Origin of the sequence: Arsenophonus nasoniae DSM 15247 (genome assembly GCF_000429565.1) — a bacterium.
Lineage (GTDB): Bacteria > Pseudomonadota > Gammaproteobacteria > Enterobacterales > Enterobacteriaceae > Arsenophonus > Arsenophonus nasoniae.
Genome location: NZ_AUCC01000032.1, coordinates 1 through 26,517, shown reverse-complemented (window position 1 = coordinate 26,517; position 26,517 = coordinate 1). Strand labels below are relative to the sequence as shown.

The following is a 26,517-nucleotide window of genomic DNA, read 5'->3' as shown; positions in this document are numbered from 1 at the left end:
TAATAAAGATCAAATGTAAAAATTTGTTAGCCCAATGATAGATTATATGGCGTTAAAAAATATTATTATGAGCTTGATCGATTCACCATTCCATTTTGGGTTCAGCATTATGTTAGTCTTAGCGATGAGAGAGTTTTACCAACTAACTAACATATTTACACTTCTATGAATTTTAATAAGGGTTCTTTTTCAATGTCTGATAATGGCCGAACTTCAAGCAATATACTTTGGTATAACCAGCTTACTATGAATGATGTTGATTTAGTTGGCGGAAAGAATGCTTCGTTAGGTGAAATGATTACACATTTAGCTGTTCTGGATGTACTGGTACCGAATGGCTTTGCTACTACCGCTCGTGCTTTCAATGATTTTTTAGAACAAGGTGGTGTTAATCAACATATATACCAATTATTGGATGAAATTGATATTGACGATGTGGATCAATTAGCCAAAGCAGGTAGCCAAATCCGGCAATGGATCATTGATACCCCTTTTGGTTCTAAATTAGAAAAAGATATCCGTCAGGCTTTTTTGCAATTATCCGCCGATGAATCTGATATTTCCTTTGCAGTACGCTCTTCTGCTACTGCCGAAGATATGCCAGATGCTTCTTTTGCTGGTCAGCAAGAAACTTTTTTGAACGTGCAAGGTATTGATGCGGTAATGGTCGCTATCAAGCATGTTTTTGCTTCGCTATTTAATGACCGGGCTATCTCATATCGTGTCCATCAAGGGTATGATCATCGTGGTGTGGCGCTTTCTGCTGGAATCCAACGTATGGTACGTTCTGATTTAGCTTCTTCGGGCGTGATGTTTACTATAGATACTGAATCCGGTTTTGATCAGGTTGTTTTTATTACCTCAGCGTGTGGTCTTGGCGAGATGGTTGTTCAAGGTGCGGTAAATCCTGATGAATTTTATGTGCATAAAGCGACATTAAAAGCGGGGCGTCCGGCTATTGTGCGCAGAACGTTAGGCTCAAAAAAAGTGCGGATGGTTTATGCTGATAATCATCAACATGGTAAGCAAGTAAGGATTGAAGAGGTAGCAGAAAAACAACGAAATTGTTTTTCTTTAGCTGATCATGAAGTTGAAGCGCTTGCTCATCAAGCATTATTAATTGAGCAGCACTATGGCCGGCCAATGGATATAGAATGGGCTAAAGATGGCCATAATGGTAAATTATATATCGTCCAGGCGCGACCTGAGACTGTCCGTTCTAATCAGCAAATAATGGAACGCTATCAAATAAAAAAAACCGGTAAAGTATTAGTAGAAGGGCGTGCGATTGGTCAACGTATTGGTGCAGGAACGGTTAAAATTATCCATGATATTAGTGAAATGAGTTGTGTGCAGGCAGGTGATGTTTTGGTTACTGATATGACTGATCCTGATTGGGAACCTATCATGAAGCGAGCGGCTGCTATTGTCACTAATCGTGGTGGACGTACTTGTCATGCTGCGATTATTGCACGTGAGTTGGGTATTCCCGCTGTGGTTGGCTGTGGTGATGCGACTGAGCACCTACAAGATGGCCAGTTAGTAACCGTTTCTTGCGCTGAAGGCGATACCGGTTTTGTTTATGCTGATAAATTGCCATTTGAGATCAAAAGTTGTCAGGTAGATAAAATGCCAGCGTTGAAGGTGAAAATCATGATGAATGTTGGTAATCCTGATCGGGCATTTGATTTTGCTTGTTTACCTAATGATGGGGTGGGTTTAGCGCGTTTGGAATTTATTATCAATCGCATGATCGGAGTGCATCCCCGTGCTTTATTGGAATTTGAGCAACAAACGACTGAGTTACAGGCTGAAATTCGAGCGCTAATGTTAGGTTATCAGGATCCCGTGGAGTTTTACATCGGTCGCTTAACGGAAGGAATTGCAACATTAGCAGCAGCATTTTGGCCGAAACGGGTAATTGTTCGTTTATCTGATTTTAAATCAAATGAATACGCTAACCTAATTGGTGGTGATCTTTATGAACCGCATGAAGAAAACCCAATGTTAGGTTTTCGGGGTGCTGGTCGCTATGTGGCCGATAGTTTTCGCCAATGTTTTGCCTTTGAGTGTGAAGCGGTCAAGCGGGTGCGAAATATCATGGGACTAACCAATGTTGAGATTATGATCCCATTTGTCAGAACTGTTGCTCAAGCTGAAGCGGTTATTGAAGAGTTAGCGCATCATGGCTTAAAACGCGGTGAGAATGGTTTGAAAATTATCATGATGTGTGAAATCCCATCAAATGCCCTATTAGCAGAACAATTTCTTGCCTATTTTGATGGATTCTCCATTGGTTCAAATGATATGACACAATTAACACTCGGTCTAGATCGTGATTCTGCTATTATCTCTTCGCTATTTGATGAACGCAATGAAGCAGTTAAGGCATTGATATCGATGGCAATAAAGGCCGCTAAACAACAAGGCAAGTATGTAGGTATTTGTGGTCAAGGGCCTTCTGATCATCAGGATTTTGCACAATGGTTAGTGAAAGAAGGGATTGATAGTCTTTCGCTTAACCCTGATACGGTGATGAAAACCTGGTTATCACTGGCGGAAAATGATTAACACTGATTAATTTTTTATTCATCAATTTGTCTTGCAAACTGAGTCTGAAAATGAAAAACAGCAGACTCAGTTAATGATGATTAATATTTATTGCGTTAATTGGCGATGACCGATCAAACTAAATTGGTTAGTGGTGTAAAAATATTTGCGGAACCTTTTTGTCTGGGTGAGTTTTTACATAAAGATTAGCTCTGTACCAGCGGCGTAAATTTTCTTCTGTCATGACTTGTTGCGGTGTGCCGACACTAACCAGTTGACCCTGATGCAGTAAATAAATGCGATCTGCATATAATGCTGCCAAGTTTAGATCATGCAATATACAACAAACGCCAATAGATTGTTGACGGTTTAAACGATGTAATAAGCGTAAACTTTGTTGCTGATGATAGAGATCAAGTGCTGAGGTTGGTTCATCCAAAAATAAGTAGCTATTATTGGGCTCAGGATGCCAAAGTTGGGCGATAACACGGGCTAACTGCACACGTTGCTGTTCGCCGCCGGAAAGTTGTTGGTAATTTCGATAGCGTAATGCCAGGCAGTCAGTTTGTATTAATGCACTTTCGATAGCTTGATTGAAGCAATAATTTGCATGAGGACTTCGTCCCATCGCCACAATTTCTTCAACACTAAAGGGAAAGTTGAGTTGGTGCTGTTGATGCATTACCGCGCGTTTAAGCGATAATTTATTGATATCCCAAGTTGCCAGCGATTTCCCATCTAATAAACAGTCTCCCGTATGTGGTGTAAGAAAACCGGTCAATAAACGTAGTAAAGTCGATTTACCAGCACCGTTAGGCCCGATAATAATACTTATTTGGTTGTGATAAAGTGACAGTGATAAATCATCAATAATATTTTGACTATTTACGCGATAGCAGAGTCGCTTTGCTTCAATAAAAGGTTTAGAGGAACGGCACATAATTTTATCACTAACCTTGTGACTGTTTTAAAATAAGATAGAGAAAATAAGGTGCACCAATTAGTCCGGTAATTAAGCCAACTGGAATTTCCGCTGGTGTGGCTAAGGTACGCGCGATGGTATCAGCGATAAGTAGTAGAGCAGCGCCTGCCAAAGCGGAAGCCGGTAATAACCATTTATGATTGGCGCCAAAGGTCATTCTAATTAGATGCGGCACGACTAAGCCAATAAAACCAATTATTCCACTTAGCGCTACAGCACAACCAATTAAAAGTGAGCTCAGTACTAACAGGATAAACTTGCTTTTTTTTACTTTTAAACCGAGACAATAGGCTTCTTCATCGCCTAATTGTAATAAATTAAGTTTCATACTTTGTTGTAAGACCATAAACATGGTTAGTGAAATGATGCTAGAGGCAATGGCCAGTATCGCACCATTATTTTGACTTAAGGAGCCCATCATCCATAATGTCAAGCTACGTAATTGTTGGTCTTCGCTAACATAGCTAAGTACGCCAATGAAAGATACGCATAATGTATTAATCGCTATGCCTGACAAAAGTAATTTTGTTAATTGACCATTTGAATAGTGAGTTAATAAAAAAATAACTATTGCAACGATAAAGCCGCCAACAAAAGCGGCGATCAGATAACCATAATCACTTAGCAGTGAAGAAATAGGCAAGGGAAGAACAATAAAAAGCGCAACGCTAAGGGCTGCTCCGCTACTGATGCCAAGTAAGCCTGGATCGGCTAATGGATTACGAAATAACCCTTGCATAATAGCACCCGCAACCGCTAATGCGCAGCCGACTAATAATGCTAATAAAATACGGGGTAAGCGAATAGTTAGCCAAATTTGCCAATGATTATCTGTTAAGGGTAATTGCCAAAGTGTATTAAATGACAGAGGCATAGCGCCTACATTTGCCGCCAGTACGACAATTAAAATAACAATGCAAAATAAAATCAATAATCCTACTTTTGGATAAGCGAATTGTTTCATCATTTATTGGTTTTTTCCAAAGCATCGCGTATTTGTTTCATAACGCTCGGCGTTGATAGTCCAAATCCGAGTAGTCCTAAATCATTAACCACCAGTAATGTTTTATTTTTACCGGCAGGTGTCATATTAATACCGGGTAATTGCCAGATTTTCTCTATTCCCCCCAAGGAACGAATCCCTTCAATGGTAATTAAAATCCAATCGGGTTGACTGGCAATAATAGCTTCTTGAGAGAGTGGAAGATAACCGTTAAAACCTTGTAGTGCATTTTGGGCACCGACCGTTGAAATAATACTATCTGCTGCAGTGCGTTGACCGGCGACGAGAGGCACAGTGCCATTATGGCTGAATATGAAAATGATTTTTTGTTGTAGAGGCGCCGTATTAATTAATAACAATTGCTCATTAAGCTTATTAATGAGCGCTTCTCCTTTTTGGGGTTGTTCGATAGCATTAGCAATGGTACGAATTTTTTCTGGTATGGCTGCCAGAGTAGGGGTTGCTGTCACTTTTATTATCTTAACGCCTGTTTGTTGAATTTGTTTTAGGGCGAAATCGGGTTTTGCCTGTTCACTTGCTAAGATCAAAGTTGGGTATAACGATAAAATGCCTTCAGCATTTAACATACGCATATAACCGACGTCTGGTAGCTTTAATACCGAGTCTGGTTGACGACTACTACTATCGCGAGCAATAACCTGTTTTCCTTCATTAAGGGCAAAGATAATTTCAGTAATATCCCCACCGAGCGTGATAATGCGTTCACTAGCTTGAGAACAAGGAATGAGTAAAGAGATGATAATTGAGAGAAGCCATAATTTCATATTATGTTTAACTCCGGGTATTATATTTTAGTTAAGGTTGAAATTTGCTTCCGCCAATCTAATTGTTCAGGTTCTCCTTCTGTACGTTGACCAAATAATTGAATGATAGGATCGCCATGATGATCAAAAATTTCCAGGCTGGTGACTATACCATCCTTGGTTGGTTTACGCGTTACCCAACTGTTAGCAATGCCCGTTTCAATGACATTGAGTGAGAATTTTGGATTTAAAACATTAATTTTTTGTAGTGCACTTAGTTTGTCATGATAAGCGGCTAGTTTTTGAATGCATCCGGTAAATATTTGCATGCATCCAAGGCTACCGACAAAGATCATAATTTCATTTTGCTGATTAAAGGCGCTATGTAGAATTTGGTAGAGCGCATGATTATCAACTTGATAAGCAAGTTCGTCGCTGACTGCGGCGAAGATTTGTTGTCGTTTAACATTATATTTTTGCAATAGTTGAAAAAATTGATGAACATTTGTCATGTTACGCCAATCGGTTTCTAGTTGTTTTTTTACCGTTTGGGTAATTTGTGGTGATTGTGGATGGACAGTAGCTGGACGCAAATTTAATGGTGGATTTGTGGTCATCTGATATTGATTAATCAACTTATACCAAACCGCCATATTGGTTTTTTCAGTGGCATAGATCTTATGCACGGCATTACCATGGTAATCAAAAAACTGAATACTATGTTGTAAATTATCGGAAGATGTCTCAGTTAAGGCAAAGCTGATTGCCCAGTGGTCAAGAAATATACGCAAATCAAGCTCTCTGGGATTAAGTACAATACCCGTTTGGTTGTTTAAACGAACATTTTTAAATTCACCAATATGGATGTGAGTAGCATATTTATTAGCGGTAATCGCTTTTATTTCCCCTAAATTGGTCAGTTCAGGTAATAATAGTGTGGTATTTACATTTAACCGTTTAGCATCATCAGCATTAGCACATGCGTAGATCAATTCTGCTTCTGTGACATTTAAATGGTTAGCCAATTCTGCAATCGATTGTAGGCTACTCTGTTGTTTTGCTTGCTGGTAACGGTTATAAAGTGAATCGTTCATACTGTCATTTCCTTATTATGTATATTGTGTTGATCCATATTTTTATTGCTATTATTAACCTGCTATGCCTGATGCTAAACATCGGCATAAATTATTGCTTCTCACTTGTCTGTTAACCTAAAATCCTGCTTATTAGCACTTATAGCTTAAATAGAAATCTTTGGCCCTATAAAACCCTTGTTGCTGTAGATTGTCTGATTTTTGCTATTTTGTTTATTATTTGCACTAAATAACCTATTTATGACAAAATTTTGATTGGATAAAGAGCGAAAGTTTGCGATAAAAATTAATTGTCATGAGTAAAATAAATAATCAATTACTCATGACTTAGTGCTAAGCTTAATGAAAATAATTACCAGCGATAATTAATTTTAAAATGTATATTCCTGCCTTCTTGTGGAACACCCAAAGATGAGCTGTATGACTTATTAAATGCATTGGTCAATGATAGGGTCGTATTTATCCCTGATAACTGACCATCACCTTGATAATGAATATAAAAATCATTAACACCATAACCCGCTTGTTGCATAATAGGTTGTCGATATTTATCTCTGCCAGTTTTGCGATCACCGGAAAGGTTGGTTTTGGCGGCAAATTGACCAACCCAGCCCAAGGAAAAACCGCTATTAGCCAGTGGTAGATCAAGTGAAGCCGTTAAACTTTCTGGTCGAATTGATGAAATGCTCATGCCTGTTATGGTGTCTTTAGCATGAGTGCGATTATAAGCGAGTGCAGCATTAAACCAAGGCGTGATATAGTTAAGACTGCTGTCGATACCATGAATGACGACAGAGGGTGTATTAATGCTTAATGTGTTTCCGATAGGTGGAAAGCCATGGATTACAGTTGTGATATAATTAGTTGCTTTAGTATTAAAAACAGCAGTTCGCCATTGTAAGCGGTCATTAGTGAGTAACTTATTATTAAACTGTAAGTTTATGCCGTATTCAATTGTCTGATTGCGTTCAGGTTGTAAATTCGGGTTTGGCTTGAAATAATTCTGCGCGAAGTGTTTGGAGTCATTATAAATTTCATTTAAGCTAGGCGTTCTGTAACCCTCAGCATAAGAGCTGAAAAGTTCCAACCAGTTTGTTGGAGTAAAGCTAACTGCGCCACGCGATGTCCATTGAGAATCCTGATTGCTACTGTATTTATCACTATTATTTCTATAGTTAGAGTAACGGGTGCCGATAGAAAATGTGATTGGCAAGGTGTTTAATCGGATTTCGTCCTCTAACCAGACTGCAATATTACGTAATGTTGCTGGTGGAAAGAAATCTGCTTGTTCATTAGCCTCTTGCTGCTGTTGATTAAATTCGCTACCAATGTTGAAATGGTGAGCCGCAAATTGATCATGATCCCAGATAAAATAGTGAGTTATCTTGCTTCCTTTGCTAATCAGCGAGCGTTTTTCCTCACCATGCTTATTAATGCTAAAGAGCGAGTGTTTTACCTGTTCAATGGGTTTTTGTTCGATTATCACCTTACTATAGTAAAGATCCCAATCTATAAGCCAATTTTCTGCTTGAAGAGGATAAATTTTTTGCGTTAATTGAATATCATATTGGCTAGTATTACGATCGTAACGGCTATTTTTGTACTTGCTGGGTTCGACAACTTCTGGATTTTTTAGCTGTATTCCCTCATTTTGATAATAGCGTAATTGAGCTGAAATTATATATGACGGAGTCATCATCCAGTTACCTTTGGCGAGTAGGTTGTGGATATCCTCCTTATTATAGGGTATTGAGCCATTACTTAAACGGGAGGACCCTTTTGTTCGCCTGCTTAAAGCCATTAATCCATCAACATGATGAGTTTTGCCAAAAAGTAAACTACCATATTGATATCCCTGATCATTACGGCTATGGCTTAATGTCAAAATAGCGCCATGAGATTGTTCTGGTGCCAGCAGATCCCGTGCGGTAACTGTTTTTAGGGCAATTGTCCCACCCAATGCTCCACTACCATGTTGTAGGCTATTACTGCCTTGTATGGCAATAATTTTTTTTATATACATTGGGTCGAGAAATGTGCCAGTGATAGTCCCGGCATTAATATCTTGCCGAATACCATCAATGGTGATGAGAACGCCAGATTTTTCATAGCCACGCATGTTTAAAGTTTGCCCATTTGTACTGCCAATGCCTGAAAGACTGAGTCCGGGCGTTTTTTTTAATAAACCTAATGCATCAGATGCATATTGATATTTTGGCTGACTAGTATTAATGACAGTATATGTTTTAGCGGTAGTGGATATATTTGGCATAGCTTCATCAGCGTATACGATAATGGCTTTCTCGTCTGATTTGGACCAGGATTGTGGCGAAATGATCAGTCCGATGATACAAGATACACTATATAGTGAATTTTTAAGGTAATTGTTTGATTTTAAGGCAGTCTTTTGCTTGAGATCCATAGTATCCCTTCCTATAATTATAGTAGATCTAAACGTTGGCTGCCTGATAGTAGTTAGGTGGCTTGGTGTTGATTAAATTCTATTTAGTTAAAATTAATTTGCCTGCTCTTGTCTGGCGTAATTGATAAATTTCACCTTGATGGTAAATATTCGCAATTCCTTTTTGATTCAATAGATGTTGGCTATTAATGGTATTAATTACCGGAGTTGATATTTGCTTTATATCTGAATTAAGTAGATCACTTTGGCTGAGTTTATTCATATAAGTAGATTGCTTTGGCTGAGTGTGTTCATATTGAAGAGGTATAACCAAATAATAGTAATGGTAATGATAATCATTATTGTCTTGTTGTTAATCAAGTTTTTTCCTCTATAGATAAACAGTAATAAAGTGAAATAATGATAAATAATTACAAAATTTTTTTAAAAACAATCAAATAGAATTATTCTTATAAAGAGAGGTTGAAAAAATATAAATAATTTTTATAAATTAGAATTATTGTTTTATAGGATATTAGAATAATCAGTTATCTTTATCTGTTTTTTATAGTTTTTTATTCATATATTGGACAGTAAAATAGGTAATAAGTATGTTTTCAAATATAATTCAATTATATAATAAAATAGTATTTTAAAATAACAAATTATATTTGCTTATATTATAGTCAGTAGATAACGTTCGAAACTTTTATTTGTTTTTCATGATTTTTTATTCACTTATTTATTGTTAACTTTAGGTTATTTTTACTATTTTATTTATATTCAGTGAGGTGAAAAAATATAATATAGTTTAATTTTGTAAATTATATGTTCAATTATATCTGGACGGATGACAGACCAGATTATGATATAAAATAAGGCTCATTTGCTGTTATAAAATAAAAATCAAATAATAATATATAGTATTTGATAGTCAATTGAACAGTAAATTAATAACAGGTAAAATTTATGTATGTTTTATTATTAATCAATATTTGTCAGGCTTAATTAAAAATATGAATATTTGTAGGTAAGTATCTTACTTTATCAAAGTTACTTTTTAGACTCTATAAATATAATTCAAGAATATCATTATAAATCAATTTGTTATCATCGATTTTATTGAATAAAACAGAAAAAAAAGCCTATCATGGGCTGACAGGCAAAGACTACACACAGCAATATTCTAGAGGTATCATCATTTTTATATTACATAATGATACCGAAAATAATTGAAATCAATAATTCATCAACAGGTTAATCTATAAGCATTATATTAAAATAACTCTAAGATTTTATCACTAAGAATTATCTCAATAAAAATTTTACTTTCAGGTGTAAATAAATAAGATTATTATTTAATCATATTAATGTTAAAATTAATGGAATTTAATTACGCTTGATTAATCGATATTTTGGCAATTTTTTAACAGAACAATTTTTAAATAATTTAAGTATAATGATTAATAAGAATATTAATTAAGTCAATCATTTTTATTTAAGAATCTTTCTTATATAAATTAGTTTTGGTTAAATTGTTTGATAATTTAGTTGGTTTTGCGACATCATTCATCCAGGCAGTTAGTAAATTATGCGAGACAGCTAAAACTACTGGGCCAATAAAAAGACCAATTACACCAAATGATAAAATTCCACCAATAACACCAATTAAAATAAGGATCATTGATAAATTCGCACCCATCTTTATTAAAATAGGACGTAGTACACCATCCATTGTTGCGACAATAATGCTCCATACAATCATGATAATCGCCCAGCTGGTATCGCCTGACCAGAATAACCATATTATCGAGGGCACCATAATCAATAAAGGGCCAAGTTGGGCAACACAACATACAAAGATAAGAATTGTTAATATTGCAGCGTAAGGAACATCTGCTAAAGCTAAACCAATACCACTGATAATCGCTTGTATTAATGCAGTTACAACAACACCTAATGCAACGGCACGAATTGATTGACCAGCAAGTAGAATAGCCATATCGCCTCGTGTGCCTGCCAGACGAATAGCAAAGTGTCTGATACTTGATATAACACTTTCACCTTTTAGAAAGAGTAGTGCACTAAATAGTAACATTACGATAAGATGAAACATAAAACGCCCGGCATTAATGGCTTGTGCTAAGAACCAACTGGTTGCTTCTCCGACATAAGGTTGTAATTTAGAAATTAATGTATTGCCACCATTCGCTACCAGTGTATGCCAACCATAAAAAAGTTTATTACCAATGAAGGGGAGATTTTTTAACCACAATAGCTCAGGTAATCGAATTTCAGCCGGCGATTTGGCCCATTCAATTAGTGGGCCACTATTTTGTATTATGCTACCAATTAGGATGGCAAAAGGAATAACGAATAATAGGATTACTATTAATGTCATCGCTATACTCGCTAGCCATTTTTTATGCCATAGTTTGCTTTCAATTTTTTTAAATAATGGCCAGGTTGCAATAACCACCATGCCTGCCCAGAGAAAACCAAGTATGAACGGTCTTAATACCCAAAAACATGCTGTTATCATCAATAAAATAGCAATTATACTAAAAATAAATTTGGGTAAATCATTAGGAGATTGCGCTTTTTCCATATATTAGCCTGATTATAAAAAATGACCGGTAGATATTCTTGATTGTCTATTACATGAATAATCCTGTTTTTGTAACTAATAAAAGTAGGGTGATAATGGAAACTGTATTGTTTACAAAATATTAATTGCCAAGTTTTATCTGGTATGTACTCTCAATCAAAGATAGTACATAAAATGCAAAGTGAACACTAATTAAAAAGAGTTACTAATATCATGATCCAACGTATAGGACGCTCTCATCAAGTCAGTCAACAGATAACTAAGTATTTGACTATATTAAAAGAGCAAGGTTTTAGCGGTGATTTAACCACTAGTTATGCTGAACGTTTATCAATGGCAACAGATAATAGTATCTATCAGCTCCTTCCTCAAGCGGTTGTCTATCCACGTTCGACTAGCGATGTTCAACTATTGGCAAAACTAGCTACGGATAAACAATTTCAGTCATTAACCTTTACGCCTCGAGGCGGTGGCACAGGGACCAATGGTCAGGCTTTGACTGAGGGTATTGTGGTTGATCTGTCGCGCTATATGCAAAAAATTTTGCAAATTGATGTGGCACAAAAATGGGTTAGGGTGGAAGCGGGTGTAATAAAAGATCAGCTTAATCAATTTTTGGCACCTTACGGTTATTTTTTCTCACCAGAATTATCAACCAGTAACCGAGCCACTTTGGGTGGCATGATTAATACTGATACATCAGGTCAAGGTTCATTAGTTTATGGTAAAACATCGGATCATGTACTGAGTATTAAAGCCGTTTTACTGGGTGGCGACGTATTAGAAACCTCTCCGATGCCAGTTGAGTCGGCGAAGCGTATTGCACAGCAGCAATCAACTATTGGCCGCATATATCGCACCGTTTATCAACATTGTCATCAGCAGCGACAACTAATTCTGGCTAAATTCCCGCGTTTAAATCGTTTTTTAACCGGTTATGATTTGCGTCATGTGTTTGACGATAGTATGACTCACTTTGATTTAACTCGAATTTTAACCGGCTCGGAAGGAACGCTGGCTTTCATTACCGAAGCTAAGCTAAATATTACTCCATTACCTAAAGTAAGACGATTAGTTAATATAAACTATGATTCATTTGATTCAGCGTTACGTAATGCACCGTTTATGGTGGCAGCTAATGCATTATCAGTAGAAACGGTGGATGCTAAAATCCTATCTTTAGCGCGTCAAGATATTATCTGGCAGTCAGTAAGTAAATTGGTTAACGATGTCGATGAAAAAAAATATCAGCATTAAATATTGTTGAATTTAGTGGGGATAATGAAGAAAAAATTAATCAGCAATTAACCCGCTTATGCTCGCAATTGGATAAGCTAAAGCAAGCAGGTAATTCTGGTATCCTTGGTTATCAGATATGCCATCATTTAGCAGATATTGAACGTATCTATACGATGAGAAAAAAAGCGGTTGGTCTATTGGCTAATACTAAAGGGTTAGCAAAGCCAATACCTTTCGTAGAGGATACTTGTGTGCCGCCAGAGCATTTAGCCGATTATATTGCTGAATTTCGTGCGTTGCTTGACCGTAATAATTTAGCTTATGGCATGTTTGGTCATGTTGATGCTGGAGTATTACACGTTCGCCCGGTAATGGATATGTGTGATCCTCAGCAAGAAGTATTAATGAAGCAAATTTCTGATCAAATTGTTCAACTTACGGCTAAATATGGCGGCTTATTATGGGGAGAACACGGCAAAGGTTTTCGCTCCAGCTATGGCCGACAATTTTTTGGTAACCAGCTTTATCAAATACTTTGTCACATTAAAACCGCGTTTGATCCCTTTAATCAATTAAATCCAGGAAAAATATGCTCATCGCTTAATGTAGAGCTTCCGTTAATACCGATCGATACAGTGAAAAGAGGAACTTATGATCGCATCATCCCGATTAATGTAAGGCAAACTTTTGAGCGTGTCATGGCATGTAACGGCAATGGTTTATGTTTTAATTTTGATGTTAATAGTCCAATGTGCCCTTCGATGAAAATATCACAACAACGCATTCATTCACCTAAAGGAAGGGCAACTTTAATGCGAGAGTGGTTAAGGTTACAGGTTAAGCATGGCATAAACCTAAAGTTATTTGCCGAGGATATCAAGAGTTATAAACTCTCTTGGTGGCAAAAAATAACACGCTTATACCATACCTTGCGAGCTAAGTGTGGACAATATGATTTTTCCCATGAAGTAAAAGAAGCGATGGCGGGCTGTTTAGCTTGTAAAGCATGTTCAACTCAATGCCCAGTTAAAATTGATGTTCCCACTTTTAGAGCAAAATTTTTAGCGCTCTATTATAGCCGCTATTTGCGACCAATCAGTGACTATGTTGTTGCCAGTATTGAATTGACTTTACCGTTAATGGCAAAGCATCCACGTTGGTTTAATTTTATCTTACAGCAAAAGTGGATACAAACTTTAAGTTACAAGGTGATTGGATTAACAGATTTTCCTCAACTTTCTACGCCCAGTTTACAACAACAATTGGCTGCGCATGCAGCATTATCACTGTCATTGTCGCAGTTAGAAAGTTTATCAGAAAAGATGCGCAGTCAATTTGTTTTTATCGTCCAAGACCCCTTTACTAGCTATTATGATGCTAAGGTGGTTGCTGATTTTATTCATTTAATTGAACGATTAGGTTATCGGCCGATATTATTGCCCTTTTTAGCTAATGGAAAAGCGTTACATATTAAGGGATATTTAACCCGTTTTGCCGAAACAGCACAAAAGACAGCGAATTTTCTTAACCGTTTAGCTAAATTATCAATTCCTATGGTCGGTATCGATCCAGCTCTAGTGCTCTGTTATCGCGATGAATATAATCAAATTCTCGGTAATAAACGTGGTGATTTTGAGGTTAAATTAGTTAATGAATGGCTGATAACAGCACTAGCGTCAAAGCCCGTATCGAAGTTAACAACTGAAAAATGGTATTTATTGGGGCACTGTACCGAAATGTCATTGCTCGCTGCTAGTGCTCAGCATTGGATTAAAATTTTTGCTCAATTCGGTTGTCAACTTATTAATGTGAATGTTGGCTGTTGCGGGATGGCAGGAACTTATGGTCATGAAGTTAAACATTTGGCAAATTCAAAGGGAATTTATGCCTTATCTTGGGGAAATCAATTACAAAAATTACCCCTAAAACGCTGTTTAGCAACTGGCTATTCCTGCCGTAGTCAAGTAAAGCGAATGGAGAAGGAATAATAAAACATCCATTACAAGCACTATTGGAGATTATTAAATGATTTGGCAACGTCCTTATACCCTCGAAGAAATTAATAGTTGGAGTAAAAACAGCATTTTATCCCATTTAGGTATTGTTATGCTAAGTATCAGCGATGATACCATTGAAGCAACAATGCCGGTTGATCAACGTACCATGCAACCGTTTGGATTATTACATGGTGGTGCTTCGGTGGTATTAGCTGAATCGTTAGGCTCGATAGCCGGTTATCTGTGTACTCAAGGTGAGCAAAAAGTGGTCGGTACTGAAATTAACGCTAGCCATATTAGGCCAGTATCTTCAGGCAAAGTGCGTGGCGTGTGTAGCGCGATCCATCTAGGGCGACGGCAACAAGTCTGGTCGATAAAAATTTTTGATGAACAATTAAAACTGAGCTGTATTTGCCGTTTGACAACCGCAATAATTTAATGGCGCGTGATTAAGAACAAAAGTAAATTTTTTTGCAACACTTTGGTTTTCACCTGAAACATTTATAAATTTGCTGGTTAATTTTATTTTTAATATATTTATCAGTGAATTAAAATAAATAATGAATTGAAAATTGTGAAATTATAGTAAAATAAATGCCACTTTTTGCTGAAAAAATATGCTAATGAAAATATCCTCTTAAAATAAATGGTTGAAGTGAGAAATGTTATCATTACCATATATAATATTAAGCAAAAAAAGTCTAGTTACTTACATAGTATAATATAGTGAAAATATTAGTTTAGTGAGGTCAATAATGGCAGAGCATGTTGATACTTTTTCTTTAAATGAAACAACCTGGCAGGGCCTTACCATGACCGATAAAGCGGCTGCTCAAATTCGTAAATTAATGAAAAAAAATCCTGATAGTCAGGGATTATCTCTTAATATCAAACAATCAGGCTGTGCAGGATTTGGTTATGTTATTGCATTGATTGATAATCCAACCAAAGAATATTTGCTGTTTGAAAATAATGGCGCCAAACTTTTTGTGCCTCTAAAAGCAATGCCATTTATTGATGGCACTGAGGTTGATTATGTTCGTGAGGGACTTAATCAAGTATTTAAATTTAATAATCCTAAAGCTCAGCACGCTTGTGGTTGTGGTGAAAGCTTTGGTATTTAAGCGAATTAAATTATGTCACAGCGTAATATAGAAATTGGTGATGATGTTCAACAATGGTTAGTGGAACATCGTTATAAAGAGGGGTTTTTCACTCAGGTTGCAACGGATGAATTAGCTAAAGGCCTCAATGAAGAGGTTATCAAAGCCATTTCAGCCAAACGTAATGAACCTGATTGGATGTTACAGTTTCGTTTAGAAGCTTATCAACATTGGTTGGGTATGGAAGAGCCACACTGGCTTAAAGGCTATTATCCTGATTTAAACTATCAGGAATATAGTTATTATGCAGCGCCATCCTGTAATAGTTGCGATGAAAATTGTCATGCTGAAATTGATTCATCAGCTGACGAGAGTAATACCCATAGCAATAATTATCTGACCGCAGAAGTTGAAGAAGCATTCAATAAACTAGGCGTGCCAGTACGTGAGGGCAAATCGGTTGCGGTAGATGCTATCTTTGACTCGGTTTCAGTTTCGACAACCTATCGTAGCGAATTAGCAAAACTGGGTATTATTTTTTGTTCTTTCGGTGAGGCAATCCAACAATATCCTGAATTAGTAAAAAAATATATCGGTACGGTTGTTTCTAATCGGGATAATTTTTTTGCTGCATTGAATTCTGCTGTCGCTTCTGATGGCACATTTGTTTATGTGCCAAAAGGTGTTCGTTGCCCGATGGAATTATCAACCTATTTTCGTATTAATGCGGCTAAGACAGGTCAGTTTGAGCGCACTATCTTGGTTGCTGATGAAGGCAGCTACGTTAGTTATATTGAGGGATGCTCTGCGCCAGTGCGAGAGAGTTATCAATTACATGCCGCTGTAGTTGAAGTTATTATTCATAAGGATGCTGAAGTAAAATATTCTACCGTACAAAACTGGTTTTCAGGGGGTGAAAGTGAAACTGGTGGAATTTTAAATTTTGTCACTAAACGCGCCTTATGTGAGGGAGAAAATGCCAAAATGTCCTGGACGCAGTCTGAAACAGGATCGGCAATTACTTGGAAATATCCCAGTGTTATTCTGCAAGGGGATAATTCAGTGGGCGAATTTTTTTCAGTTGCATTAACCAATGGTAATCAACAGGCTGATACCGGTACAAAAATGATCCATATTGGTAAGAATACGCATTCGACAATTATTTCCAAAGGAATTTCAGCTGGCCGCAGTCAAAATAGTTACCGCGGTTTAGTAAAGATTTTACCGACTGCAGAAAATGCCAGAAATTATACCCAATGTGATTCTATGTTAATTGGCACAGAATGTGGCGCGCATACCTTTCCTTATATCGAAGTAAAAAATAGTAGCGCTCAGTTAGAGCATGAAGCCACGACATCGCGTATTGGTGAAGATCAACTTTTTTATTGTTTACAACGTGGCATTAGTGAGGATGACGCCATTTCCATGATAGTAAATGGTTTCTGTAAAGATGTTTTTTCTAAATTACCGTTAGAGTTTGCCGTAGAAGCGCAAAAATTGTTAGCAATTAGCTTGGAACATAGTGTGGGTTAATAGTTCCTATTAAAAGAATACTAAGTTATTCAAAGGCCAATGAAATGTTAAGTGTTAAAAATTTAAATGTCAGTATTGAAGGTAATCAAATTCTTAACGGATTAAACCTAGAAGTAAAAGCGGGTGAAGTACATGCCATCATGGGGCCTAATGGATCAGGCAAGAGTACTTTATCAGCCACACTAGCGGGACGTGAAGAATATCAAATAGAGCAGGGTGAAATTTTATTCAAAAATAAAAATTTACTTGAGTTATCGCCGGAAGAACGCGCAGGCGAAGGTATATTTTTAGCCTTTCAGTATCCAGTGGAAATTCCTGGCGTAAGTAATCAATTTTTTTTACAAACTTCCGTTAATGCAGTTAGAGAGTACCGTCAGCAGCCGCCACTCGATAGGTTTGATTTTCAGGATTTTATTGAAGATAAAATTGAACTGCTTGATATGCCGAAAGATTTACTGACTCGATCGGTTAATGTCGGTTTTTCGGGCGGTGAAAAAAAACGCAATGATATTTTACAGATGGCAGCGTTAGAGCCCGCATTATGTATTTTAGATGAAACAGACTCGGGTCTTGATATTGATGCTCTGAAAGTAGTGGCTAATGGCGTGAATTCCCTACGTACCGCTGAAAGAGCATTTATCATCGTTACTCACTATCAGCGTATTTTGGATTATGTGCAGCCTGATTTTGTTCATGTTCTCCATCAAGGTAAAATTATTGAATCAGGTGATTTTACATTGGCCAAAAAACTGGAGGTACAAGGCTATGGCTGGCTTATTGACCAACAGTGAAAAAGCAGAAAAACAGCGTCAAGTCACCCTATTAAATAAACAGGCGCTAAAAAGTTTTGCGGCACTTTTTTATGCCAGCAAAAGAGCGAACGAAAAACAAGCTCAGGCCTATTGGCAGCAGGTAGAAAAAATTGGTTTTCCGTTCTTTCGCCATGAAGAGTGGCACTATACGCCATTGGCAAAAGTACTTAGCGCTCAATACCAATTAAGTAATGATAGCGTTAATCCAATGACGTCTGAGCAATTAAGACAGCTGGCTATTGCCACTGATGGTTGGCAAATTGTTTTGTTTAATGGATGGCTTATTCCAACACTCAGTAGTGATAACTTTGGTCCTTATCAAATTCAAATGATAGATACGCTGGCACAGCCTCAGACGCCTATTGTGAACGATGAAATATTTCTCTATTTAACTGAAAGTCTTGCCGCTCAGCCCCTATTGATTAAGCTGGCCGCTAATCAACAGGTAGAAAAACCGCTTTATATATTGAATATTACCTCTGGTTCAAACCGTGCTGATTATGTTAATACTAGTCACTATCGCTATCATTTAGAAATTGGCGCTAATTGCAAATCGCAAGTTATTGAACATTTTGTTTCTATCGATGATAAACCGCATCTAACCGGCAGCCGCTTAACCGCTAATATTGGTGATAATAGTCATTTCAGTCATATTAAACTTAGCGTCGAAAACAATCAAAGTAACCACTTTGCTCATAATGACATTTTGTCAGGGCGAGATAGTCAAATAAAAAGTAGCGGTATTTTTATCGGTTCAGCATTACTTCGCCATCATACCAGCGTGAAGTTAAATGGTGCAGGTAGCAGACTAGCGCTTAATAGCTTATTGTTGCCACAAAATAGGGAAATTGTTGATAGCAGGACTTATCTTGAACATAATCAGCCATTTTGTAAAAGTCGACAGTTACATAAAACGATTGCGCAGGATGAAAGTAAAGCTGTTTTTAATGGTATGATTAAAGTTGCACCACCGGCACTTAAAACTGATGGTCAAATGACAAATAACAATTTGTTATTAGGTAAATATGCAGAAATTGATACCAAACCACAATTAGAAATTTATGCTGATGATGTCAAGTGTAGTCATGGTGCTACAGTAGGCCGTATTGATGATGAACAGCTGTTTTATTTACGTTCACGGGGTATTCATCTCAATGATGCAAAACATATGATCATGGTTGCTTTTGCGGCTGAAGTCATTGAAGCTATTGATAATGAAGAGATAAGTAATAAGGTAATGGATATTATTCAGCAGCGCTTAGCAGGAATTTAATATGACATTTTCAGTGGCCTCCATTCGCAAAGATTTTCCTATGCTGGCAGAAAAAATCAAGGGTCAACCGTTGGTTTATTTGGATAGTGCTGCTAGTGCGCAAAAACCGATACAAGTAATTGAAAAAGAAAAAGAGTTTCTTTGTCATCACTATGCGGCGGTACACCGAGGGATCCACAGCTTAAGCAGTAAAGCAACTGCGATGGTGGAAAATGTTCGCCAGCAAGTCGCTGATTTTATTCATGCAGCTAATGCTGAAGAAATTGTTTTTGTTAAAGGAACAACAGAAGGCATAAATTTAATTGCTAATAGTTATGGCCGTGGGTTTATCAAACCAGGCGATAATATTATTATTAGCCAAATGGAACATCACGCGAACATCGTTCCTTGGCACCTGCTTGCTGGCCAGATAGGTTTTGATATTCGTATATTACCTATTGATCATGATGGAAAATTAATTTTTGAACAATTGGATAAGCTAATCGATGGCCGGACTCGATTACTCTCTTTTACTCATATGTCCAATGTTTTGGGAACTGTTAACCCAGTAAAACAGATTATTGCCTATGCTCGCCAATGTGCAGAAAAAAAAGCAGCGCAATTGCATATTTTACTTGATGGTGCCCAAAGCATTATGCATCAAATGATTGATGTCCAAGATTTAGATTGTGATTTTTATGTTTTTTCCGGCCATAAACTGTATGGACCTACCGGAATAGGTGTTTTATATGGTAGAAAAGCATTATTAAATGCTTTACCGCCTTGGCAAGGTGGTGGAGCCATGATTGATAAAGTCTGTATGACGTTAGCTGAGCACTCAAAAATCAATATTAGCTATGAAAAGGTGCCATGGCGATTCGAAGCAGGCACGCCAAATATTGTTGGCATTATTGGCTTAGGTGAGGCATTACGTTATGTTAATAATATTGGTTATGACCAAATATTGGCTCATGAAACTACATTAATGCAGTATGCTAACCATCGTTTGAGTATGGTAAATTCTTTGCGTCTTTACGGTTCAGAGGAACGCCAAGGGGTTATTGCCTTTAATTTAGGTGATCATCATGCTTATGATGTCGGTAGTTTTTTAGATAATTATGCTATTGCTATACGAACAGGTCACCATTGTGCGTTGCCATTGATGGATTTGTATCAAGTACCAGCTATGTGCCGTGCTTCGCTAGCGGTTTATACTACTAAAGAAGAAATTGATATTTTGGTTGAAAAACTACAACATATTGAAAAATTACTGGGTTAATCTGTTTTAAAGTACATATAAGGGTAGAATGATGTCAGCCTTACCTGATGAGAATAAATTGTTGCGTAATTTTTCACGTTGTCAAAACTGGGAAGAGCGATATCTTTATTTAATTGAATTAGGGGAAAAATTATTACCGCTAAGTGATCAACAAAAACAAGTAAAAAACCAGGTCTCAGGTTGTCAAAGCCAGGTTTGGATTGTTATGCAACCCGATAGTAACGGTCGGATTCAATTTGCGGGTGACAGCGATGCGGCTATAGTTAAGGGATTGATTGCACTAGTAATAATTATTTTCCAAAATAAAACAGGACAACAAATTTTGACGACAGATAGTAAAACTTTTTTCCAAAAGTTGTCATTGGAGCAGCATTTAACGCCATCAAGAAGCCAGGGATTGCATGCTATGATCAGAACAATCCACCAGCGAGCCGAAAAAATTATCCAATCAAGCACTTAAACATTTAGTTAACTACTGATATTATTAAAGTGACGCTTATTCATCCGATAAACTTTGTACGTTCCTTAGGAGGAAAAAGTATGAAGAGAATTCTATTATTTATCGGCTTGTTGTTTTTAAGCGGGCTGACTGTCAATGTCAGTGCTGCTGAATACTCCTTGCCATCCACTACAGCACGTTTAATTGGGGAAAATAGTCATTATGTGGTGCCTAATGATGGGCGTCCACTGGAAGCTATTGCAAGTGAATTTCAGATAGGTTTACTTGGTATGTTGGAAGCTAATCCAGGTACTGACCCTTACTTACCTAAAGCCGGTATGACATTGATTATTCCATCGCAAATGTTATTACCAGCAACTAAACGTGATGGAATCATTGTTAATTTAGCTGAATTGCGACTGTATTATTTTCCTAAAGGAAGCAATAAAGTCATTGTTTACCCTATTGGTATCGGCCAATTGGGTGCTAACACGCCTAAAATGGTGACAACTGTTAGTCAATTGATTAAAAATCCAACTTGGACGCCGACAGCGAATATCCGTAAACGTTATGCTGCCGATGGCGTTATTTTGCCGGCAGTATTTCCAGCAGGGCCTGATAATCCAATGGGGCTGTATGCCTTGCGATTATCTTACGGTAAGGGACAATATCTGATCCATGGTACTAATGCTAATTTTGGTATTGGATTACGGGTTAGTTCCGGCTGTATACGTTTAAGACCTGAGGATATAGAAGCATTATTTTACTCTATACCAGTAGGAACACGAGTACAGGTAATTAATGAACCCATTAAGTACGCTAAAGAGCCTGATGGAAGCTATTACATCGAAGTTCATCAACCGTTATCTAAAAGGGAGTCTGATGACCCGCAAACGATGCCATTAATTTATAGCAATGAGTTTAAGGCATTTTTGCAACAACCTGGCATTGATCAGAAATTAGTTGCTCAAGCAGTAGCACGCCGTTCAGGAATGCCAGTAAAGGTAAATAAGACATAAATTAATATTAGATGGCGATGCATAGGAGTAGATTTGCTATTTTTTATAAAAACTAGTGAATTAATAAATAATCAAATAATGGTATTATTAAAAATTAGTTGTATGTAATAAATAATAAGGCACCCAATGGGTGCCTTATTAATATATCGAGTGATCCGTTAAATACAATTGGATTACTTTTTATATCTACGAACTTGATTATCCAAACGTTGATTAGCACGAGCAGCTTCATCTTTAGCAGTCTGAACATCACTACGTAATGACTGAACGTCATTTGATAGTTGATCGACTTTACCGTTTAACGTTTGAACATCTGAGGACAGTTTGTTAATTTGGCTACTGTTTGAACAGCCTGCTAACAACGCAGAAGCCAGAACGATAGAGCCCAGTACAACTTTAGTACGATTCATTATATTACCCTCTAGATTTAGTTAATCTCCAAGTAGCAAGGTAAGTATTACACATTCCTGGCAAAACAGAGAATAAATTTCTGTCTCTAACTTTGAATTATTAGATCTTTTTCAAATTCAGGCAGAATACTTACTTATTCTTATGCTAGTACTTAATTAGAATATTTTCTACTTAAAATCTGACAAGTTGTTTAATAAAATTAAGAAAAGAGAATAAATTTGTTTATTTTTTGTTCATTTTGCTTGCGTAGGGGCATTTTAAAATTATCTCATTGGGTTATTTTGACAAATATTTTTACCACTGATATAAAATAAAATTAATGCGATAACAGTTATTTTTTAAATAACATGCGGATTAAGATCTTTTTTAGCTGGAAATATTAGTTTTGGGTTAATAGAATGGGTTTTAAATAAATACTCAATGGCAAAAGTAGCTAATGGCCTTTTCGATTATAAATTACCAATATTAGATATTTGCCATCTAATATTTCTTTATTAAAAAAAGAAAAAATAAATTCCCCGCTATTTTATTCAGAGGAATTTATTTTTGTTAACAGAATTATAAAATATGAACAGATGAGGTATTTGTCGTGCCACTTGGCACTAATGCACCTGAAACCATAACAACAACATCACCTTTTTCGGCCATATTATTTGTTAAAGCAACCTGTTTACCAATACGATAGAAATCGTCTGTAGAGGCAATTTCTTTTACTAATTGCGGAATAACGCCTTTAACTAATAATAATTGACGGGCAGTTTCTTCATTGGTTGTTAAAGCAAGGATCGGGGCTGTTGGAAAATATTTACGTACTGATTTTGCTGATTTACCGCCGTAGGTTGCTACAATAATCAATTGCGAGTTTAACTTTTCCGCCATTTCAACTGCACCGCGGCAAACCGCTTCAGTAATACGTAATTTTTGGTTTATTTTGCTATCATCAATGCGGCTTGGCATAACCCGATCGGTACGAACGCAAATAGTCGCCATAATTTTTACTGCTTCGATAGGATATTTTCCTTTCGCGCTTTCGCCAGATAGCATAACCGCATCAGTACCGTCCAAAATAGCATTGGCAACATCACCGGCTTCGGCACGAGTAGGCCGAGGGTTTTTGATCATCGAATCTAACATTTGGGTGGCAGTAATGACAATTTTACGAGCAGCAACGCATTTTTCGATCATCATCTTTTGTGCAAAAATAACTTCTTCGACCGGGATCTCGACGCCAAGATCACCGCGAGCCACCATAATCCCATCAGAGGCCTCTAAAATTTCATCGAAGTTGTTTAACCCTTCTTGATTTTCAATTTTAGCAATGATTTGGATATTTTTACCACCATGCTGCGCTAGGTGGTCGCGGATTTCTTCTACATCAGCGCGTTTGCGGATAAAGGAAGCAGCAACAAAATCAACGCCTTGCTGACAACCAAAAACGAGATCTTGTTTATCTTTTTCTGCCAGGGCGGGCAAGCCTATCGATACACCTGGTAAATTAACGCCTTTATTTTCACCTAAATCGCCATTATTAAGTACCCGACAGATGACATCACTAGCGGTAACAGATAAAACTTCCATACCGATTAAGCCATCATCAACCAGGATAGTGTTACCAGGCTTAAGATCATTAGGTAAACCTGCGTAGGTTACAGCAACACGCTCCTGATTACCTATCACTGATGTGTCGGTTGTAAAGGTAAAATTTTGTCCAGCGGTTAGCGATACATCCTTGCCGTCTTCAAGCCGCATTGTGCGGATCTCTGGCCCTTTGGTATCTAATAATATAGCGGCCTGATGGTTTTTTTGGCGACAGACGGCACGAAGATTTTTAATGCGTTGACCATGTTCTTCATGATCACCATGGGAGAAATTTAGTCGCATGACATTCATGCCAGCATTCAGCAATTGTAACAGTTTTTCTTCAGATTCAGTTTTGGGGCCGATAGTACAAACAATTTTGGTTTTTTTCATGACAATTAATCTACAGGTTTTATAGCAGTATTTTATGAATTAATTGCGGTGTTTATATCAGTTTTTGCCTTGATATAGGTTATACGCCGTAACAAATAGCTAAAAATCCACTGGTATTTAATAAAGATAAAGCAAGTGGCTCAAGTATAAATATCATGCGTTATTATTGCAACTAGCCGCTTATTAATCCGCTGCATCATTAAATAATATATAACGCATAATGATATTTGTAGTTAGCACTATTCATGCTATCAACGTAAGAGCAATATAAACATAAGCTAATTGTCAGGATGTTCGCTAGAAAATAATAGCGTCGGTAAATTTTATCTGAAATGATAAAATTTGACTGAAAATATTCAGCAAAGCTAACTGTTTATTTATATACTCAACAGGGAATAATGTCATTTCATTTTAAATAAAATTGAATATTTGATATTTAATTCTATTAAATTGTGTTTTGGTAAATAATTATAGAAGATTTAAGGGGAATATTCATGTTTAGACAAGTTATTCATAACTATCCGCAAAGCAATATAACCACGATTCAGATTGGTGAAGTAGATGATATTACTATTTCCTCATCACGCCCAATGAATTCTCACTTGGCACAGCAAATTCGACATGTCAGTAATAATCATATCGATAGGCCGTCGGCTATGATGAGTAGTGGACTGGAATCGAGTGCTGCACAATCGACTAGTGCAAATCGCCTAACGGTCTCAATGCAATGCACTAATATTAGCTCAGAAGATGTGCAGCTAGTACCTAATATGGCCTTAAATATGACTGAATGCGTTGATCCCAATATTTCGCTGTATACGCAGTCAGAGACTTTTAATATTGAAAGAAATATTGTTAATTATGGTGTTTCATCTCTTAGTGAACTTAATTATGGGTTACCTGAATTAGAAAGGGCTTCTAGCGAACAAATTCGGGATCTCAGAGAATATATTAATCAATTAGATCGTGGGCAAGTCGCTCAGCCAGTAGCAGAAAATGAACTTTCACCGTTGCATGCTGAAGAAAATGGTATAAATTCGACTCTCAATGTTGAAGTCTTTAATAGATTGCTGGCACAAAGAGAACAAGAGGATTTTTATGACTCAAATATTGATAATATAAGAGCTGCAGAACGTAGAGCCGCTGAAGGTCGAGCTGTTGAGAGTGAAGAATTAATAATAAACCGGGATTTGGCCCCGTTTGCAGAAGTCGAAATGGTAGGAGGCAATTTGTCTGGCTGGGAGGAGAACTTTATCCCCATTGAGAAGGCACCTAATGGGCGACATTCATTATCATCAGTGGTGGGTTCGTCTGAAAGGCTAAGTCAAAACAGCGCTGAAAGCATTTCTTCAGCTAGAGCGCCCATGGAAGGGGATGATCCATCAATTAACGGATAAATAAACGAAGAATTAAGAGAAAATTAACAATTGAAAAGCAACTAGATTAATAACAAATTATCCGTATTTTACTCATAGTGCCATAGATTGTAATTTAGGATGTTATTTGGATATTAATTATGGCATTGCAGTTAGTGAGAATACTCAATAACAGCCATAGCTAAGCGTCTGTTATGGCTGTTTAACTTCTTAACGCTGTTTTAAATCAAATTCGATAAATTATTGCAATAAATTTTGTTCGACAAATTGCCAGTTAACCAGTGACCAAAAGTTGGTCAAATATTCTGCTCGTACATTACGATAATCTATATAGTAAGCATGTTCCCAGATATCGACAGTCAGCAATGGTTTATCGTTACCGGTAAGGGGTGTTGCAGCATTTGAAGTATTGACGATGGAAAGCTTTCCATTTGCTTGATGGTTAGGAATCTCAATCAATACAGTAAGGCATTAATGGAGGTGTTTTGAACTTAATATTTCTATTAAATTCTGACAGTTTTCTCGTTGATTAACCATGAGAACAGTAATTCGGTTAAATTATCATCTAAAAGCCTAATAATAGGCACACTGCTCCTAGGCTGCGGTTTGTAACCATCGTTTTTTGACCATTTTATCCCGCCTTTCTGACAGTAAAGTGACGGCGTGTATTCCTTTTTCCGCACT

At 36.9% G+C, this 26,517-nt stretch carries 19 protein-coding genes and 2 pseudogenes; 11 read left to right on the top strand and 10 right to left on the bottom strand.

Going from position 1 to position 26,517, the window contains the following annotated elements:
* Positions 1-192 precede the first annotated feature (192 nt).
* Entirely contained in the window at positions 193-2,571 is a 2,379-nt protein-coding gene (gene ppsA, locus G468_RS0108925) for a phosphoenolpyruvate synthase (RefSeq protein WP_026822835.1), read from the top strand.
* Positions 2,572-2,698: 127 nt separating this feature from the next.
* On the opposite strand, the gene G468_RS0108920 is transcribed toward ppsA, so the two are convergent.
* The 7 genes from G468_RS0108920 to ydiK all read right to left on the bottom strand — a co-directional run bounded on the left by G468_RS0108920 (position 2,699) and on the right by ydiK (position 11,402).
* A complete protein-coding gene (locus G468_RS0108920) occupies positions 2,699-3,490 on the bottom strand; it encodes a heme ABC transporter ATP-binding protein (RefSeq protein ID WP_034249622.1) in 792 nt (263 codons plus the stop codon).
* Positions 3,491-3,500: 10 nt separating this feature from the next.
* Positions 3,501-4,496 (bottom strand): FecCD family ABC transporter permease, encoded by a 996-nt coding sequence (locus tag G468_RS0108915; RefSeq protein WP_026822833.1) that lies wholly within the window; start codon positions 4,494-4,496, stop codon positions 3,501-3,503.
* Positions 4,496-5,320, bottom strand: a complete 825-nt coding sequence (locus G468_RS0108910; protein ID WP_026822832.1) for a heme/hemin ABC transporter substrate-binding protein — start codon at positions 5,318-5,320, stop codon at positions 4,496-4,498. The genes G468_RS0108915 and G468_RS0108910 overlap by 1 nt, the downstream gene beginning before the upstream one ends.
* Positions 5,321-5,340: 20 nt before the next feature.
* The gene (locus G468_RS0108905; RefSeq protein WP_026822831.1) at positions 5,341-6,393 is read right to left on the bottom strand and encodes a hemin-degrading factor; all 1,053 of its coding nucleotides are present in this window, start codon (positions 6,391-6,393) and stop codon (positions 5,341-5,343) included.
* A gap of 352 nt (positions 6,394-6,745) precedes the next feature.
* A complete protein-coding gene (locus G468_RS0108900) occupies positions 6,746-8,815 on the bottom strand; it encodes a TonB-dependent receptor domain-containing protein (RefSeq protein WP_051297008.1) in 2,070 nt (689 codons plus the stop codon).
* A 79-nt stretch (positions 8,816-8,894) separates the two neighbouring features.
* Positions 8,895-9,077: a hemin uptake protein HemP gene (hemP, locus tag G468_RS0108895; RefSeq protein WP_026822829.1), complete on the bottom strand. Its 183-nt coding sequence runs from the start codon at positions 9,075-9,077 to the stop codon at positions 8,895-8,897.
* Positions 9,078-10,292: 1,215 nt separating this feature from the next.
* Positions 10,293-11,402, bottom strand: coding sequence for an AI-2E family transporter YdiK (gene ydiK, locus G468_RS0108890; RefSeq protein WP_026822828.1), 1,110 nt, complete (start codon positions 11,400-11,402; stop codon positions 10,293-10,295).
* 213 nt (positions 11,403-11,615) lie between these two features.
* Here ydiK and ydiJ point away from each other — a divergent pair.
* From ydiJ to G468_RS20270, 9 genes and pseudogenes are all read left to right on the top strand, one after another.
* A pseudogene (gene ydiJ / locus G468_RS20275) lies at positions 11,616-14,670 on the top strand (D-2-hydroxyglutarate dehydrogenase YdiJ).
* Positions 14,667-15,077: a hotdog fold thioesterase gene (locus G468_RS0108880; protein ID WP_026822827.1), complete on the top strand. Its 411-nt coding sequence runs from the start codon at positions 14,667-14,669 to the stop codon at positions 15,075-15,077. Before ydiJ ends, G468_RS0108880 begins: the two are co-directional and overlap by 4 nt.
* Positions 15,078-15,393: 316 nt before the next feature.
* The gene (sufA, locus tag G468_RS0108875; RefSeq protein WP_026822826.1) at positions 15,394-15,762 is read left to right on the top strand and encodes a Fe-S cluster assembly scaffold SufA; all 369 of its coding nucleotides are present in this window, start codon (positions 15,394-15,396) and stop codon (positions 15,760-15,762) included.
* A gap of 12 nt (positions 15,763-15,774) precedes the next feature.
* Positions 15,775-17,274: a Fe-S cluster assembly protein SufB gene (gene sufB / locus G468_RS0108870; RefSeq protein ID WP_026822825.1), complete on the top strand. Its 1,500-nt coding sequence runs from the start codon at positions 15,775-15,777 to the stop codon at positions 17,272-17,274.
* A 44-nt stretch (positions 17,275-17,318) separates the two neighbouring features.
* On the top strand, positions 17,319-18,065 hold the full coding sequence (sufC, locus tag G468_RS0108865) for a Fe-S cluster assembly ATPase SufC (RefSeq protein WP_026822824.1): 747 nt from the start codon (positions 17,319-17,321) through the stop codon (positions 18,063-18,065).
* Complete coding sequence (sufD, locus tag G468_RS0108860; RefSeq protein ID WP_026822823.1) at positions 18,040-19,359, top strand: Fe-S cluster assembly protein SufD; 1,320 nt, start codon at positions 18,040-18,042, stop codon at positions 19,357-19,359. The genes sufC and sufD overlap by 26 nt, the downstream gene beginning before the upstream one ends.
* Position 19,360: 1 nt before the next feature.
* On the top strand, positions 19,361-20,617 hold the full coding sequence (gene sufS, locus G468_RS0108855; protein WP_026822822.1) for a cysteine desulfurase SufS: 1,257 nt from the start codon (positions 19,361-19,363) through the stop codon (positions 20,615-20,617).
* Between the two features lie 31 nt (positions 20,618-20,648).
* Positions 20,649-21,077, top strand: a complete 429-nt coding sequence (sufE, locus tag G468_RS0108850; protein ID WP_026822821.1) for a cysteine desulfuration protein SufE — start codon at positions 20,649-20,651, stop codon at positions 21,075-21,077.
* Between the two features lie 80 nt (positions 21,078-21,157).
* Positions 21,158-22,075, top strand: a complete 918-nt coding sequence (locus tag G468_RS20270) for a L,D-transpeptidase family protein (RefSeq protein WP_034249620.1) — start codon at positions 21,158-21,160, stop codon at positions 22,073-22,075.
* A gap of 173 nt (positions 22,076-22,248) precedes the next feature.
* Here G468_RS20270 and G468_RS0108840 read toward each other — a convergent pair whose 3' ends face one another.
* Positions 22,249-22,485, bottom strand: coding sequence for a major outer membrane lipoprotein (locus tag G468_RS0108840; protein WP_026822820.1), 237 nt, complete (start codon positions 22,483-22,485; stop codon positions 22,249-22,251).
* Between the two features lie 559 nt (positions 22,486-23,044).
* Positions 23,045-24,457, bottom strand: a complete 1,413-nt coding sequence (gene pykF / locus G468_RS0108835; RefSeq protein WP_026822819.1) for a pyruvate kinase PykF — start codon at positions 24,455-24,457, stop codon at positions 23,045-23,047.
* Positions 24,458-24,951: 494 nt separating this feature from the next.
* On the opposite strand from pykF, the gene G468_RS0108830 reads away from it, so the two are divergent.
* On the top strand, positions 24,952-25,854 hold the full coding sequence (locus tag G468_RS0108830; protein ID WP_026822818.1) for a hypothetical protein: 903 nt from the start codon (positions 24,952-24,954) through the stop codon (positions 25,852-25,854).
* A gap of 219 nt (positions 25,855-26,073) precedes the next feature.
* Here the strand turns inward: G468_RS0108830 and G468_RS0108825 are convergent.
* Positions 26,074-26,271, bottom strand: a pseudogene (locus G468_RS0108825) (Fe-Mn family superoxide dismutase); the annotation flags it as partial.
* Positions 26,272-26,517 lie beyond the last annotated feature (246 nt).